Here is a 15,883-nt window from a genome sequence, read left to right as displayed (position 1 = left end):
AGTACAAGAGTAGGAGGAGAACATGGACCACCATCATTCGATCGGACGGATGCTCGAGCATTGGTCACAGGAACGGCCGGACTCACCCGGGATTGCCGTTGAGGGTGTCGCCTCACATACCTTTTCCGAGTGGTATCGACGTAGCAGCCAACTCGCCACCGGTTTCGGTGCCCTGGAGTCGGCGAGCGTTCATGTGCGCGGTGTGGGATTTGTGGGCAAGAGTGCCGTCTCGTGGGGTGAGGTGATGGTTGCGGCCTCGCTGGTGAAAGGCTATGCGGTGCCATTGAATTGGCGGCTGAGTTGTCGGGAGATGCAAGAGATCGTTACGGATGCGGACCTTGACGTGATCGTGGTCGAGGCCGAGTTCATGCCGCTGATGGGACACCCTGTGCCGGAGGACAGCCGCTCCCGACTTCTCGTGAGGGGCGCGCAGCCACAGGACTTCGAACAGTGGCTGGCGCAGTGGTCGGATGAGCCCGTCGCGCCGAGTGCAGGCCCGGACGACGTTGTGCTCATGGTCTACACATCGGGAACCTCCGGCCGTCCCAAGGGCGTGCAGTTGTCCAACCGTGCGCTTGCCGCCAACCTCGCATCCAACCCTCCGTGGCAGATCCGGCCGGGAGACGTAGTCATGGTTCCGGCACCGAACTTCCATATTTCCGGCACCGGATGGATTTTCTTTTGTCTGGGTCGCGGTGCCGGCTCGCACCATGTGTTGGATATACGCCCGGAGTTGGTGCTGCAGGTACTTGCCGGGGGTGCGGTCAACCATGCCCTGACCGTGCCGGCGGTGGTGCAGATGTTGGTCGAGCACGAGAGTGCACGGAAGTCGACGTACCCCGAGCTGCGGACGTTGATCTACGGTGGCTCCCCGATGTCGCCCACCATCGCGGCGGAGGCTCAGGATGTGTTTGGCTGTGACCTCATGCAGGGGTACGGCATGACTGAAACTTGTGGTCCCATAACAATTCTCGACGCCGATGATCACCGTAACGGTGGCGCGCGACTGGCCTCGGCCGGTCGACCCCTGTCCTGTGTCGAGATGGGCATCTTCGACCCGGTCAGTGGGGAGAGTGTCTCGGTCGGGACTACTGGTGAAGTGTGGACGCGTAGCGAGATGGTGCTGACGGGCTATCGCAACCAGCCCGACGAACTTGCTGCGGTGCTCAGCCCCGACGGTTGGTTCCGGACCGGTGACGCGGGCTACCTCGACGAGGACGGATATCTGTTTCTCTGCGACCGTGTCAAGGACATGATCGTGTCCGGTGGTGAGAACGTGTATCCGGTGGAGGTGGAGAACGTGCTCATGGCTCATACCGGCGTACGGGACGCCGCCGTTATCGGGGTACCCGACAAACGCTGGGGTGAGACGGTCAAAGCCGTGGTCGTGCAGGTCGGAGACGACTTGGATGTGAACGAAGTGATCGCCTACTGTCGGGAGAATCTGGCACATTACAAGTGCCCCACATCAGTCGACATCGTCTCGGTACTACCGCGCAACCCCAGCGGCAAACTCCTCAAACGTGAACTGCGCCGGCCCTTCTGGGTGGGACATGTTCGGGGGATCGCATGATTGCCCGCGATCAGGGGGAGAAGGAAAATTATGGTTGCACGGTATGAAGAGGTGGCGCGTTCGCTAGCCTTGCGGATCGAGGACGGGTCTTACCCAGTGGGCTCGAAATTGCCCACCGAGATGAAGCTCGCAGACAGCTATGCGGTGTCCCGGGCTACGGTTCGCTCGGCGCTGGGTTCCCTGGAGAGCGTGGGCATGGTGTCCCGTCGACGCAAGGTCGGAACAACTGTCGAGTCTGTACAGCCGACCAGCGGATATACGCGCACCGTGACGAATATGAATGATCTTCTGCAGTACTCGGTCGAGACCCGACGGCTGGTGTTGTCGCGGGACGCCGTGGTTGCCGATCAGTCGTTGGTCGACCGGATCGGCGGTCAGGCTGGTGATCCGTGGACTCGGATCAGTATGTTGCGGCTCGGTGATCTCGGTAAGGAAAGCCCGGTGTGCCACACCGACGTGTACCTCGATCCCGATGTCGCCGCCACCGTCGGGGACCGCCTCGAACGCCCCGACGGGCTCATCAACGAGATTGTCGAGAGATGCACCGGACGCCTGACTGATCGTGTCGAGCAACGTATCCGTGCGTGCGCCCTGCCGAAAGACCTCGCTGAGCTGTTGCATGCCGAGGCCGGTTCGCCGTGCCTCGAAATTACCCGCCGATATGTCGAGAGCTCGGGGGCCGTGGCTCAGGTAACTGTGTCCATTCACCCGGGCGACCGTTTCGATTTCAACGTGTCGATGCACCGGCAGCGTTGAGAAAAGCTATGGAGGAAAATTGAGGATCACCGAGATCCGCGAGCTTGATGTCCCGCTCGCCGGCGCCATTTCGAACGCAGTAGTCAGCTTCGACAAGCACAAGGTCTCCCTTGTTGCCGTTTTCACTGATACGGTGCGCAACGGGCGTCCGTTGGTGGGTGTTGCATTCAATTCGATCGGTCGCCACTCGCAGGGCGGCATCCTGCGTGAACGGATGATTCCGCGGGTGCTCGAGGCAGACCCGGACACGCTCCTGTCGTCGACTACGGGCCTGTTGGATCCCGCTCGGGTCCTGCGGTGCGCTCTGATGGACGAGAAGCCAGGCGGTCACGGCGACCGCGCTGCGGCAGCGAGTGCGATCGAGCTGGCCGTGTGGGATCTGCTCGCCAAATACCACGATGAACCGGTGTATCAGACGATCGCTCGAGCCCATGATCGGACGCCGCTGGCGTCCGGGGCGCCGGTCTACGCTGCCGGTGGCTACTACCAAGATGTCGACGATCTGGGTCGGCTGCGCGAGGAGATCGCCGGGTATCTCGCTGCGGGATACCCAAGCGTCAAGATCAAGATCGGTGGACTCGAACTGGGCGAGGACTTGCGTCGGATCGAGGCGGCCATCGAGGTCACCGGGAGCGGTCGCCATCTGGCGGTCGACGCGAACGGTCGCTTCGACCGTGGGCAGGCTTTGAAATACGCCGAGGCCCTCGCGCCGTACGGGCTCCGTTGGTACGAAGAGGCGGTAGATCCACTCGACTATGCCCTGTACAGCGAACTGACCCAGGCATACGACGGAGTCATCGCCACCGGCGAGAATCTGTTCTCCACGCAGGATGTCGGTAACCTTCTCCGATTCGGCGGGCTTCGGCCCGATCGTGACATCCTCCAGATGGACGCCGGCCTGAGCTATGGATTGACCGAGTACGCAGCGATGATCGCACTCATGGAGGAGCGTGGATTCGACCGGACCTCCGCGATGCCACACGGTGGGCACCTGATGAACCTCCATATCGTCGTGGGGTTGGGGTTGGGCGGCTGTGAGGCATATCCAGGTGTGTTCGAGCCGTTCGGTGGTTACAGCGAGGACTGTGTGTTGGCAGACGGCCTGATTCGGCCCGCTGACAACCCTGGATTCGGGCTGGAGGCAAAGCCGGGTCTGGCTGAGAGGATTGCGGGGTTGGTGGCATGACTGCGCGAATGAAAGTGGCTGTAGTCGGCTGCGGTGCAATGGGTTCCGTCTATGCGGGCAGGCTCTCGACTGCCGGTCACGACGTGTTGGTGGTGGACCGCTGGGTGGATCATGTCAACGCCATCGCGACCTCGGGACTGCGAATCTCCGGTCCGGACGGGGAGCAGGTGGCGTCGATACGCGCTTTCTCGGCGATCCCGGATGAGGTGGTCGATTTAGTGATTCTGGCGGTGAAGGCCTCCGATGTCCCGGCCGCGGCGGCCTCACTCGGCAGCCTGATGGGCGACGACACAGTGGTGCTGACAATTCAGAACGGTCTGGGATCAGCCGACGAGGTCGCCCGGCATGTGGGGGCGGACCGACTCGCAGTAGGCATTGCCAGCGGTTTCGGTGCGTCGCTCGTTGCCCCCGGCCAGGTGAACCACAACGCGATGAGGGCGATGCGGTTCGGGGCCTACGGTGATCTGTCGTTCGCGGTCGTGGACCGGGTTGCCGAGGCCTGGCGGACAGCGGGTTTCGACGCGTTGGCCGTCGACGACATCGCTGCGATGCAGTGGGAGAAGCTGATCTGCAACGTGGCCTTCAGTGCTCCGTGTGCGTTGACTGGTCTGACGGTGGGAGAGGTACTCGATCACGACGAGATGGGCCCGGTCAGCCGGGCCGCTGCGATCGAGGCGTGGGAGATGGCCAAGGCCCGCGGCATCGCCATCGCTGTCGACGACCCGGTCGCGTTCGTACGAGATTTCGGGGCGAGAATGCCCGCGGCGAAGCCGTCAGCGTTGCTCGATCACGAGGCCGGACGGGTTAGCGAGATCGCGTTGATCAACGGTGCCATTCCTCGCGAGGCGGCAAAGGTCGGCCGGCTCGCCCCGGTCAACGCAACGCTGGTTGCGCTGGTCCGGACCCGGGAGGCAGGCTTCGGGGTCCGTCCCGGCAGCTGAGTTGGTTGCCGCGGCCGGCTCAGTAGTCGTCAGGACCGCTGAGCCGGCCGCGTACGGCTGTCATCGCTGCCACCGCCGGTGACACGAGATGGGTTCGTGCTCCCGGACCTTGTCGACCCTCGAAGTTTCGATTGGTCGTCGACGCCGAGCGTTGTCCGGGACCCAGGGCGTCCGGGTTCATTGCAGTGCACATCGAACACCCGGCGGAGCGCCACTGAAACCCTGCCTGGGTGAAGATCCGGTCGAGTCCCTCTGCCTCCGCAGCGGTCGCGACGGCGCGCGACCCCGGAACCACGAGCGCTCGGACGCCGGGAGCAACTGTTCGGTTGGTGATTACCTGCGCCGCCGCACGTAGGTCTTCAAGCCGCCCGTTGGTGCAGGACCCGATGAATACCGTGTCAATTGCTATGTCGCGCATTGGAGTTCCCGGTTTCAGATCCATGTATTCCAGGGCGCGAGTCGCAGCTTCGCGCTCGGCCGGGTTGTCGAACTCGTCAGGGGCCGGGACAACGCCGTCCAGCGAGACCGAGTGGCTGGGGATGGTGCCCCAGGTGACGGTCGGGGAGATGTCAGCCGCAGATAGTGCCCGGGTGCGGTCGAATTGAGCGTCGTCGTCAGTGCGCAGTGTCTGCCAATATGCGAGCGCTTCGTTCCACCGGGCACCTGCCGGAGCGTGTTTGCGGCCGTGCAGGTAGGCAAAAGTCACGTCGTCAGGTGCAACCAAGCCGCCGCGCGCACCGCATTCGATGGTCATGTTGCACAAGGTCATTCGCTGTTCCATGCTGAGCGCACGGATCGCGTTTCCTCGGTATTCGATGACGCTCCCGGCGCCACCGTTGGGGCCTAGGGCACGAACGACGTGCAGGGCGAGGTCTTTTGCGCTCACACCGGGGTCGAGGTCACCGTCGATACGCACTTGCATCGACTTCGGCCGCTCCATTTGGAGTGTTTGTGTTGCCAGAACGTGCTCGACCTGACTTGTTCCGATCCCGAAGGCAAGTGCTCCGAAGGCTCCGTGGGTGGAGGTGTGCGAGTCGCCGCACACGATTGTCAGACCGGGTTGCGTCAGGCCCTGTTCGGGCCCGATTACGTGAACGATGCCGTTGCCTGCTGAGTCCATAGGGTTGTGCGGCACACCGAACGCCGCGCAGTTGCGGCGAACCAACTCCAATTGAAGTCGGCTCAGCGGATCCGAGACGGGCGACCCAGGTCCGGTGGTGGGTACGTTGTGGTCCTCGGTCGCCATCGTCAGATCGGGCCGACGGACTGGTCGGCCCGCGGCCCGGAGTCCCTCGAAAGCTTGCGGGGACGTCATTTCATGGAGCAGGTGCATGTCGATGTAGAGCAGATCGGGACTGGTGTCGCCGCGAACGACAACGTGCTCGTCCCAGAGCTTGTCGAACAAGGTGCGCGGCGCCACGGCCCGTCCTTTCATCTTCAGTCGTTGACAGCTACGGGCTTACGGCGGTCCGCTGCAGTCCGCGGCGTGTGTGAGACGTCGTGCGGACCGAAGGCGCGCATCCAGCACGCAAACTCGAGGAGAATGCCGTCGGGGTCCTGAAAGTAGAACGAGCGGACATACACGCCGTCGTGCATCTCGGTCGCTATCTGGGACGGACTGTCGTCGTGGTTCACGAGCGGGCCTACCCGGACACCTGATTCCTTCAGCTTTTGGCGGTAGTCCTGAAACTTCTCGGGAGGGACGTCGAACGCGATGTGATTGAGGGAGCTCACGGCACTAGTCCATTCGCCGAAGCCTGGCTTCTCGACGGGCGCGGAGATGCCCGGAACACCGTCAGGAGCATCGGTGAACCAGAAGAACGCGAGGGAGTTGCCGTTGCCGACGTCGAAGAAGAAGTGTTGTCCGATGCCGTCGGGAAGATCGACGGTTTTCACGAGGGGGAAGCCGAGGATATTCGTGTAGAAGTCGACGGTCCTTTCCATATCCGAGCAGACGAGCGCGACGTGGTTGAAGCCTCGTACTTCGAAACGGGGTGTGCTCATGAGACATCCTTTCGAGGGCGAAGAACTGATTCTAACATCAGATTTATATACGGACAATGGTTGTTTGCGGCGCGTGTGCGCGGCCACGGTGCGGCTCTGGTGTAGAAAGACGGCTGACGATCTACGGCTGCCGTGAAAGGGTGCGCACATGACTGGTTCCGAGAAGCCGCGACCGACGAAGCGGGGCCGCGAAACGCTGGAAGCGATCGACGCTGCTGCCCGCAAGGTGATTGCGAAAAAGGGTTTCCTCAAGATGCGGGTGGCCGACATCCTCGCGGAAGCGGGAAGGTCGCCGGCGTCGTTCTACAACTATTACGACTCCAAAGAGGCGTTGCTCGAGAGCTGGGCACGTCAGTTCCAGGCGGACGCGCGTGTGCGCGCACAGGCCAACCGGAAGTTGGTCGGCCGCGAGCCGCGGCAGCGTGTGGAGGCGTCGGCCAGGGCGCACTGGGAGACATACCGGGAGCGACTCGCGGAGATGGTGGGGGTTTTTCAGCTCGCCATGGTCAACGATGACTTCGCCCGAGTTTGGGACGAACTTTGCGAGGAGGCTATTTCCGGCATCACCGAGGAAGTTGTCCGAGCGCAGGAGCGGGGCTACTGCCCGGGCGTCGATCCTCGTCTCACTGCAACGGCGATAGTCGGAATGCTGAACATGTTCAGTTACGAGAAGCTTGCCAATGGTGGTGCGGCAGGCGTTGATGACGAGGCATGTATCGCGACGTTGACCGAAATCTGGTTCCGCGCCGTGTATTGGCGGGAGTGAGGGTATGGACTTATAGCTCGACGCCGTGATACTAAATCTGAACCCAGATTTATAAACAAGGAGTCGTAGTGGCCATCGAACGCACCTTTGTCGGACTGCCGAGTCTCAACCTTCCCCGAATGGGCGCGGGTGGACACCCATGTCAAGGTCTGTATCACCGGCGGGCCGGAACACGCCCGAAGACGGCCGTCATCGCGACGCATTACCAAATCGACTTCTCCGAGCACTACATGGCGGATTACCTGGCAGAACGGGGGATCGGTTTCCTCGGCTGGAATACCCGGTTCCGTGGAGACGAGGCGCGATTCATCCTGGACTACGCCCTCACCGATATCGGAGTGGGTGTTCGCTGGCTCCGCGAGGTGGCCGGCGTGGAGAACGTCATACTTCTCGGCAACTCGGGCGGTGGCTCGCTCATGGCTGCCTACCAATCACAAGCAGTGGCACCGAGTATCACGCCGTTGCCCGGAATGTCCTTGGTGGCTGGTGTCGAAAACCTGCCGGCCGGCGACGCGTACATCTCGACCGCAGCCCACTTGGGGCGGCCCGACGTGCTTACTTCGTGGATGGATGGTTCGGTCACTGATGAGAATGATCCATTGGCGACGGATTCATCGCTCGACTTGTTCAATCCGGGCAACGGGCCTGCGTACAGCGCCGAGTTCGTCGAGCGCTACCGTGCTGCGCAGGTTGCCCGCAACCACAGAATCACAGGATGGGTGAAGGCGGAGTTCGAGCGGATCACGGCGGCGGGCTACCACGATCGGCCGTTTTCGGTATTCCGAACGTGGGCCGATCCGCGGATGGTCGATCCGACCCTCGAGCCCACCAATCGCAAGGCGAATCTTTGCTACGCCGGTGTTCCGGAGCGGGCGAACCGCTCGGTGTTCGGAATTGCCTCAGCGTGCACATTGAGGACGTGGCTGTCGCTGTGGAGTCTCGAGGACTCTCAGACCCGGGCGGTTGCGCATCTGCCCAACATCACTGTTCCCTCGCTCGTGGTCAACGGTTTGCAGGACACCGGTGTGTTTCCCAGCGATGCCGAGGCGATCCGCGGGTTGATCGGCGCGCAGGACAAGGAGTTTCACGAGTTGGAAGCGGACCACTACTTCCTCACCCCGGGCGCTCGTGACGAGCTCGCCGACCTGACCGCAGCGTGGATTGAAAAGCGATTCGGAGTGTCGAGTTAGTCAGACCTTCGCCGGAATCGAATAGTCATCGGCGACGCTCTCTCCGGGATTTCACGCTGGAGAGGGCGTCGCCGTCTTCATGTCACCAACCGCGATCGCGCCACTCCTGCAGGTGCGGACGCTCGACGCCGAGAGTCGTGTCCTTGCCATGTCCGGGGTAGATGATGGCGGTGTCGTCGTAGCGTCCGAAGAGCTTCGTCTCGACGTCGTCGAGCAGTGAGGTGAATTTCTCGGGGTCGGGCGTCTTCCCAACTCCCCCGGGGAAGAGCGAGTCGCCCGTGAAGATGTGAACCTGGCCGGAAGGTTCGGTCAGCGCGAGTGCGATAGATCCCGGCGTATGGCCCGACAAGTGGATGACGTCGAGAGCCAGGCTGCCGACGGTGACCGTGTCACCGTCTTCAAGGAGTACATCCGGTGTAACTGGGAGCACTCCTGCGTCGAGGGGATGTGCTGCCGTCGGAACCTGGGTTTCGGCGTGGACGTCCTTCAGGGCCAACCAGTGATCACCGTGCTGATGGGTGGTGACGATGGAATCGAAGACCGGTGCTTCCTGCTCGATCAACGCAACGATCTTCTCGGCTTCATTGGCCGCGTCGATCAGCAGTGACTTCCCAGTTGTGGAACAGACCACGAGGTAGGTGTTGTTGTCCATGGGGCCGACAGACATCTTTGTGATGGTTGCGCCGTCGAGAGTGCGTCGTTGAGGCGCAGAATCGGGGGAGAGCTGACCGGTGTAGGAGTTGTCGATCACGATGGGCAGATTCGTCATGAATGGCACGCTACCTTCGAATAGGAGCAGGTAGAACGCTGGGTTCACACTGGAGACGGAAACGTGTCGGTGGCTCGGCTTAACATGGCCTGGTTCGAGGACTCGCTGCGGTTGGTTGCTCGGGACTTCACTGGTGGGACATCCCCAGATGAATGACGATGAAGGGAATTGGTGTGGCGGATCGCCTGATCGTGCGGGGTGCGCGTGAGCACAATCTGCGGGGAGTCGATCTCGATCTCCCGCGAGACAGCTTGATCGTTTTCACTGGGCTGTCGGGTTCCGGTAAGTCCAGCCTCGCGTTCGACACGATCTTCGCCGAAGGGCAGCGACGCTACGTCGAGTCACTCTCGGCGTATGCGCGTCAGTTCTTGGGGCAAATGGACAAGCCTGATGTCGATTTCATCGAGGGTTTGTCGCCGGCTGTGTCGATCGATCAGAAGTCGACCAACCGAAACCCGCGATCAACCGTGGGCACCATCACCGAGGTCTACGACTACCTCCGTCTCCTCTACGCGCGGGCAGGTTCTGCGCATTGCCCCGTCTGCGGCGAGAAGATCGCGCGTCAGACGCCTCAGCAGATCGTCGACCAGGTCCTCGAGATGGAAGAGGGCATCAAGTTCCAGGTTCTCGCTCCGGTGGTGCGCACTCGGAAGGGCGAGTTCGTCGACCTCTTCGATCAGCTGAACACGCAGGGCTACTCGCGTGTTCGTGTTGACGGCGTCGTACATTCGCTGGCTGATCCGCCCAAGTTGAAGAAGCAGGAAAAGCACGACATCGAGGTCGTTGTCGACCGTCTGCAGGTCAAGGCGAGTTCCAAGCAGCGCCTCACCGACTCGGTCGAAACGGCGCTTCGTCTTGCCGAGGGCATTGTTGTTCTCGATTTTGTCGACCGCGAAGAAAATGCTCCCGATCGGGAACGGCGGTTCTCCGAGAAGTTGGCCTGCCCCAACGGCCACGCATTGGCTATCGACGATCTGGAACCGCGTTCGTTCTCGTTCAACTCGCCGTACGGTGCGTGCCCCGAGTGCACCGGTCTGGGTATCCGCAAGGAAGTTGATCCCGAACTTGTTGTGCCTGACGCGGAACTGAGCCTCCAGGACGGGGCCATTGCGCCGTGGTCGATGGGGCAGAGTTCCGAGTACTTCGGACGCCTGCTGTCCGGCTTGGGCGACATCCTCGGCTTCGATATGAAGACGCCGTGGAACAAGCTTCCGGCCAAGGCGCGCAAGGCAATTCTCGAAGGCAGTGAAGAACAGGTTCACGTCAAGTACAAAAACCGGTACGGCCGTACGCGTTCTTACTATGCGGAGTTCGAAGGCGTCATGCCGTTCCTGCATCGCAGGCTCGAGCAGACCGAATCCGACCAGATGAAGGAACGTTACGACGGCTACATGCGCGACACTCCGTGTCCCGCGTGTGGTGGTGCGCGTCTACGCCCCGAGATCTTGTCGGTGACTATCGCTGCCGGCGCATTCGGTAGCAAGTCCATTGCGGAGGTCTGTGAACTCTCGATCTCCGATTGCGCAGATTTCTTGAACAGCCTCACACTCGGGTCGCGTGAAGAGGCAATCGCAGGTCAGGTGCTCAAGGAAGTTCAGGCTCGCCTCGGATTCCTCCTCGATGTCGGCCTCGAATACCTCTCGCTCTCGCGTGCTGCCGGTACATTGTCCGGTGGTGAGGCCCAACGGATCCGCCTCGCAACGCAGATCGGGTCCGGTCTCGTCGGCGTTCTCTACGTACTCGACGAGCCGTCCATCGGTTTGCATCAGCGCGACAACCGTCGACTGATCGAAACGCTGACCAGGCTCCGTGACCTCGGCAATACACTGATCGTCGTCGAGCACGACGAAGACACCATCCGTACCTCCGACTGGGTCGTCGACATCGGACCCTATGCCGGCGAGCACGGCGGCAAAGTGGTCCACAGTGGACCTTACAAAGAACTGCTCACGTGCGAGGAGTCCATCACCGGCGCGTACCTCTCCGGACGAAAGTTCATCGAGGTTCCCGAAGTTCGCCGTCCGGTCGACCGCAAGCGTCAAGTGACGGTTGTCGGCGCCCGCGAGCACAACCTCGACGGCATCGACGTAAGTTTCCCCCTAGGCGTTCTTACCGCTGTTACCGGTGTTTCCGGCTCCGGTAAGTCCACGCTGGTCAACGACATCCTGGCCACGGTCATGGCGAACAAGCTCAACGGTGCTCGTCAGGTGCCGGGTCGCCACACCCGCATCAACGGTCTTGATCAGCTGGACAAGTTGGTCCAGGTCGATCAGTCGCCGATCGGTCGTACCCCGCGGTCCAACGCGGCTACGTACACAGGTGTTTTCGACAAGATCCGTACTCTGTTCGCGGCCACCACCGAAGCGAAGGTGCGCGGTTATCAACCAGGACGCTTCTCGTTCAACGTCAAGGGCGGTCGCTGCGAGGCTTGCTCGGGTGACGGAACGCTCAAGATCGAGATGAACTTCCTGCCCGATGTGTACGTGCCGTGCGAGGTCTGCCACGGGGCTCGCTACAACCGTGAAACCCTCGAGGTTCACTACAAGGGCAAGTCCATCGCCGAGGTTCTGGACATGCCCATCGAAGAGGCCGCAGAGTTCTTCCAGCCGGTCACTTCGATCCACCGCTATCTCAAGACGCTCGTGGACGTCGGCCTCGGTTACGTGCGTTTGGGTCAGCCGGCGCCGACGCTGTCCGGTGGTGAAGCTCAGCGCGTCAAGCTGGCGGCCGAGCTTCAGAAACGCTCCACCGGACGCACCGTGTACATCCTCGACGAGCCGACGACGGGCCTGCATTTCGAGGACATCCGCAAGTTGCTGATCGTTATCAACGGCTTGGTCGACAAGGGCAATAGCGTCATCGTGATCGAGCACAATCTCGACGTGATCAAGACGTCGGACTGGGTTGTCGACATGGGTCCGGAAGGCGGATCGGGTGGTGGAACCGTTGTCGCAGAAGGAACTCCGGAAGAGATTGCCGCCGTTCCTGAAAGCTACACCGGCAAGTTCCTCAGTGAAGTCCTGTCGGCCCAGCACACTCCGGTCAAAGCCAAAGCTGTTGCGAAGAAGCGTGCGGTCAAGGCTGTTGCACCCAAGAAAGCTGCACCACGTAAGAAGGCAGCTTCGGTGGGATAGGTAGTTGGTCAATAGTGATGCCGGGTCGGAATTTTCCGACCCGGCATCACTACTTTCTCGAGGTTCTACGCATCCACGGCATCGAGAATTGCTTCAGCTAGTTCCTTCGGCCGCGACCACATCGGCCAGTGCCCGGTCGGCAGATCGACATACGTCACCGGGAGCTTCGTCAGTTCGACTGCTAGTGGAAATCCGCCATCCGCCATCTGGGCAATGACGTCGGAGGGAAAGCTGCTGCAGATCACCGTGGTCGGGACGTCGTAGCGCCGCGGATCGGTCAGCGTGATCTGGTCACGGGCGGGGCCGGCAGGTTCAGGAACGGCTCTACTGCGAAACGCAGCCAGTGCAGGTTCGTCAAGTCCTTCGAGGCTGCTCCCGTCGGCTTCCAATTCTGCCCACGATGGAAGAGGAAGTTCGACAATTTCTTCAGTGACGTCGGGTCGTAGTGCTGTGCCGTCCGGGACGGGGCCGCTGTCGACGTAGACGATGCGCGCAATGCGATCGGGCAGACGGTCGGTAGCGGCGTAGCCAACCGGACCAGTGCCACTGTGGACAACGAGCACAGTTCGCTCGTCGGACGCCGCGACTGCGTCGACAACGGTCTGCACGTGGCTGTCGAGGGTCACCGAGATGCGCGGAGTGTGCACAGCTTCGAGGCCGGGCAGGGTCAGTGCCGTTACTCGGGTGTTCGGGCGCTCGAGGTGGGGGAGTACTGCGTCCCACGCCCAACTGCCGAGCCAGAATCCGGGAACGAGGACGATGTGAGTTTTCATGAAGCCACTCTGCAACGAGATCGGTGACAACTGCGTGTCACTGATTTTGTCACCATTTGATAAAGAAATTTGAGAGAATTGACAACGTGAATCGGGCGGCCAGGTTGCATGCACTTCTCGAGGAGTTGCGTCGTCGTGGTGACAGCGGAAGCAGTGCGTCGCGATTGGCCGATCAGTTCGGTGTCACCTCCCGCACCGTCAAGCGCGATGTCGAGATTTTGATGCAGTCAGGCGCGGCTATCGAGGGTCGATCGGGACCTGGCGGTGGTTACCGATTGATCGGGCGCGTGACCTTACCTCCGGTGAATTTTACTGTTCCGCAGGCAGTTTCAATCGCGCTGGCGCTTACTTCAGTTGGCGATGCGCCCTTCGCCGATGATGGACGAGCGGCGCTGGCCAAGTTGTTAGACGTCATGGATCCAGACAGTCGGGCTCGCTTCGAGGAACTCAGCGGCAGAGTCTGGATCCGAAACGACGAGAGCGTTTCGGCTGATTCCGGCTTGAATCGACGTGTCGTCGAGCAGGCGTTGGAGCATAAGTTCGTGGTGTCTCTGCAGTACGTCGACGGTGACGGTGCCGAGTCGAGACGCCTGGTCGAACCACATTTGCTTGCCCAGACCCGTGGTCAGTGGTTTTTGATCGGTTGGTGCCGTGCGAGGGATGCGGTGCGGTGGTTTCGGCTTGATCGGATCCGCACTGCGACTCTGACCAGTCAGAAGTTCGTGCCTCGGGAGTCGGCAGCTTTCGGGCAGCCTCCGGATGCCGCAAGATCTGCCGCTGAACTCGGTTGACGTTCGGATTCGTTTGTTGGGGGCGGAGAGGCTGGGCAGGCTCGTGGTGAACTCGGCGGGCCGGATGGACATTTTCCCGGCCTGAATCAGTTAGCGTGCACACCAACGAACGGTCACACTGACGACGCCTCGGGGCGTCGGAACGAGGAGTGAGTAATGAAACTCGCAGGTGTAGGTATTTGGAGTTCTCAACTGCGCTACGGCGATTTTGTGGAGTCCGCCGAGGCGGCCGCCGAACTCGAGGAGTTGGGATACTCGGCGCTGTGGATACCCGATGTCGGGGGGAAGGTTTTCGACGCCGTCGAAAACCTCTTGCACGCGACCGAACGGGTCGTGGTGGCGACCGGCATTCTCAACCTCTGGATGCACGAGCCGGCGGATGTAGCCCGGAGTTACCACGAATGTGTCGCCGAGTACGGTGATCGTCTGATCCTCGGTATCGGCGTGAGTCACGCACCTCTCGTCGACGCTGGCGAACCAGGCCGTTACAAGAAGCCACTCGCTGCGACACAGGCGTACCTCGATGCGCTCGATGCCACCGAGCAGCCGGTTCCGGTACAGGCGCGAGTGCTCGCTGCATTGGGTCCGAAGATGCTGCATCTCTCCGCAACTCGCGCCAACGGGTCGCATCCGTACCTGGTGACGCCAGCCTTCACCGCACAGGCCAGGGCCGCGCTCGGCGACGGTCCGTTGTTGCTTCCGGAGCAGACTGCGATCCTGACTACCGACGCAGACGAGGCACGCGCCATCGGAACTGAGTGGCTACGCAACTACCTGTTGCTGCCTAACTACGCCAACAACCTGTTGCGGTCGGGATTCGCTCGAGAAGACCTGGACTCGGTCAGTGATCGACTCTTCGACGCGATGATTGTCTGGGGTGACGAGGAGACAATTCTTCGCAGGGTGCATGAGCATGTGGAGGCCGGCGCAGACCACGTGTGCTTACAAGTGCTCGATTCCGACCCTCAGACATATCCCCGTGAGCAATGGCGCCGGATCGCCGCAGCTTTGAAACAGTGAGCTCGTCGCGGCCGTAGGTGATTCAGGCGCTCATTTTCTGCGCTGCTGCAACGGATTCCGTGATGAGCTCGGTCAATACTTTGCGGTCCACATCGCTGAGTCGCTTGATGTAGAGGCATCCCTTGCCGATTTTATGTTTGCCCAGACGTTTGAGGGTGTCGGTGTAATCGTCGAAGTTCAAGGACAGATACAGCGTCAGGGCGGTGGATCTGGGGGAGAACCCGATCAGCGCGGTGTCGCCTTCGTGGCCACTTGCATATTTGTAGTGGCGAGCGCCGAATCCGATGATGCTGGTGCCCCAGAGAACGGGAGGTTCGCCGGTCGCGGCCGACAGCATGGAGATCAACTCCACGCTGTCGGCGCGTTTGACCGGATCGGCAACACGCTCGACGAAGGCAGCGACGTCGTCGTTCGACGGCGCAGTCTTATTTGCGGTTGCCATGTGTTATCTCGCTTTCGGCTCAGTACACCGGTCCGGTGTACTTCTCGCCCGGGCCCTTGCCCGGCTCGTCCGGATGCAACGACGCTTCACGGAAGGCGCGCTGCAGTGCCTGCAGGCCTTCGCGGATGGGACCGGCGTGGGGGCCCAGGTACTCGACAGAAGCGGTGACCAAGCCTGCCAGTGCAGTGATGACGCGTCGCGCCTCGTCCAAGTCCAGGTAGGGGCTGGATGACGGATCTGCGTCGGAAAGTCCGAGCTTTTCTGCTGCGGAGCTCATCAGCATCACTGCGGCACGGCTGATGACCTCGACTGCGGGAACCTCGGAGAGTTCGCGGACGTCAGGGTTCGCGTCGGTGTTCTGATCTACATCGAAGTTCTCACTCATGTCTGCAAGGATTCCATCATCGCGGCGAGCACTTCAATCGGGCCTGCTCTTGCTCAGGGGTGATTAGTTTGATCGCCGACGGCCTGCTACTCTTGTTGCAACGACCGCCTCCGAATTGTTCGGGGGCAGCAAGTGGAGTCCGACTCCCACCTC

General features: G+C 61.4%; 15 protein-coding genes. 9 read left to right on the top strand and 6 right to left on the bottom strand.

All coding sequences use genetic code 11. The features are described from left to right. Window positions 1-22 precede the first annotated feature (22 nt). From MTX36_RS12400 to MTX36_RS12385, 4 genes are read left to right on the top strand one after another with little or no spacing between them, the layout of a single operon-like run. Window positions 23-1,573, top strand: coding sequence for an AMP-binding protein (locus tag MTX36_RS12400; RefSeq protein ID WP_243620039.1), 1,551 nt, complete (start codon window positions 23-25; stop codon window positions 1,571-1,573). Window positions 1,574-1,603: 30 nt separating this feature from the next. After that, entirely contained in the window at window positions 1,604-2,329 is a 726-nt protein-coding gene (locus MTX36_RS12395) for a GntR family transcriptional regulator (RefSeq protein WP_243620038.1), read from the top strand. Between the two features lie 19 nt (window positions 2,330-2,348). After that, window positions 2,349-3,515 carry an enolase C-terminal domain-like protein gene (locus MTX36_RS12390; protein WP_243620037.1) on the top strand — a complete coding sequence of 389 codons (1,167 nt, stop codon included), beginning with the start codon at window positions 2,349-2,351 and terminating at the stop codon, window positions 3,513-3,515. 8 nt (window positions 3,516-3,523) lie between these two features. Further along, window positions 3,524-4,456, top strand: a complete 933-nt coding sequence (locus tag MTX36_RS12385) for a ketopantoate reductase family protein (protein WP_243620144.1) — start codon at window positions 3,524-3,526, stop codon at window positions 4,454-4,456. A 19-nt stretch (window positions 4,457-4,475) separates the two neighbouring features. Here the strand turns inward: MTX36_RS12385 and leuC are convergent, their stop codons facing one another. Together leuC and MTX36_RS12375 are read right to left on the bottom strand one after the other, a co-directional pair. Further along, a complete protein-coding gene (gene leuC / locus MTX36_RS12380; protein WP_243620036.1) occupies window positions 4,476-5,891 on the bottom strand; it encodes a 3-isopropylmalate dehydratase large subunit in 1,416 nt (471 codons plus the stop codon). A 2-nt stretch (window positions 5,892-5,893) separates the two neighbouring features. Continuing rightward, a complete protein-coding gene (locus tag MTX36_RS12375; RefSeq protein WP_094273467.1) occupies window positions 5,894-6,460 on the bottom strand; it encodes a VOC family protein in 567 nt (188 codons plus the stop codon). Window positions 6,461-6,608: 148 nt separating this feature from the next. On the opposite strand from MTX36_RS12375, the gene MTX36_RS12370 reads away from it, so the two are divergent. Both MTX36_RS12370 and MTX36_RS12365 read left to right on the top strand, forming a co-directional pair. Continuing rightward, entirely contained in the window at window positions 6,609-7,226 is a 618-nt protein-coding gene (locus MTX36_RS12370; RefSeq protein ID WP_243620035.1) for a TetR/AcrR family transcriptional regulator, read from the top strand. Window positions 7,227-7,345: 119 nt separating this feature from the next. Further along, window positions 7,346-8,416, top strand: a complete 1,071-nt coding sequence (locus tag MTX36_RS12365) for an alpha/beta hydrolase (RefSeq protein ID WP_243620143.1) — start codon at window positions 7,346-7,348, stop codon at window positions 8,414-8,416. 82 nt (window positions 8,417-8,498) lie between these two features. On the opposite strand, the gene MTX36_RS12360 is transcribed toward MTX36_RS12365, so the two are convergent. After that, window positions 8,499-9,185, bottom strand: a complete 687-nt coding sequence (locus tag MTX36_RS12360) for an MBL fold metallo-hydrolase (RefSeq protein WP_243620034.1) — start codon at window positions 9,183-9,185, stop codon at window positions 8,499-8,501. Between the two features lie 173 nt (window positions 9,186-9,358). On the opposite strand from MTX36_RS12360, the gene uvrA reads away from it, so the two are divergent. Continuing rightward, complete coding sequence (gene uvrA / locus MTX36_RS12355) at window positions 9,359-12,319, top strand: excinuclease ABC subunit UvrA (RefSeq protein ID WP_243620142.1); 2,961 nt, start codon at window positions 9,359-9,361, stop codon at window positions 12,317-12,319. Window positions 12,320-12,384: 65 nt separating this feature from the next. Here uvrA and MTX36_RS12350 read toward each other — a convergent pair whose 3' ends face one another. Next, window positions 12,385-13,092 carry an alpha/beta fold hydrolase gene (locus MTX36_RS12350; protein ID WP_243620033.1) on the bottom strand — a complete coding sequence of 236 codons (708 nt, stop codon included), beginning with the start codon at window positions 13,090-13,092 and terminating at the stop codon, window positions 12,385-12,387. An 86-nt stretch (window positions 13,093-13,178) separates the two neighbouring features. Here MTX36_RS12350 and MTX36_RS12345 point away from each other — a divergent pair, with 86 nt between their 5' ends. Continuing rightward, entirely contained in the window at window positions 13,179-13,883 is a 705-nt protein-coding gene (locus tag MTX36_RS12345) for a YafY family protein (RefSeq protein WP_243620032.1), read from the top strand. Between the two features lie 156 nt (window positions 13,884-14,039). Next, window positions 14,040-14,903 carry an LLM class F420-dependent oxidoreductase gene (locus tag MTX36_RS12340; RefSeq protein ID WP_243620031.1) on the top strand — a complete coding sequence of 288 codons (864 nt, stop codon included), beginning with the start codon at window positions 14,040-14,042 and terminating at the stop codon, window positions 14,901-14,903. A gap of 22 nt (window positions 14,904-14,925) precedes the next feature. Here MTX36_RS12340 and MTX36_RS12335 read toward each other — a convergent pair whose 3' ends face one another. Beyond that, on the bottom strand, window positions 14,926-15,345 hold the full coding sequence (locus tag MTX36_RS12335; protein WP_243620030.1) for a DUF1801 domain-containing protein: 420 nt from the start codon (window positions 15,343-15,345) through the stop codon (window positions 14,926-14,928). A 19-nt stretch (window positions 15,346-15,364) separates the two neighbouring features. Beyond that, window positions 15,365-15,730, bottom strand: coding sequence for a DUF1844 domain-containing protein (locus tag MTX36_RS12330; protein ID WP_169635336.1), 366 nt, complete (start codon window positions 15,728-15,730; stop codon window positions 15,365-15,367). Window positions 15,731-15,883: the final 153 nt, after the last annotated feature.

The sequence above is a fragment of the Rhodococcus sp. ARC_M6 genome (assembly GCF_022810305.1).
Taxonomy (GTDB): Bacteria; Actinomycetota; Actinomycetes; order Mycobacteriales; family Mycobacteriaceae; genus Rhodococcus_F.
This window is presented reverse-complemented; position numbering and strand designations above follow the sequence as displayed.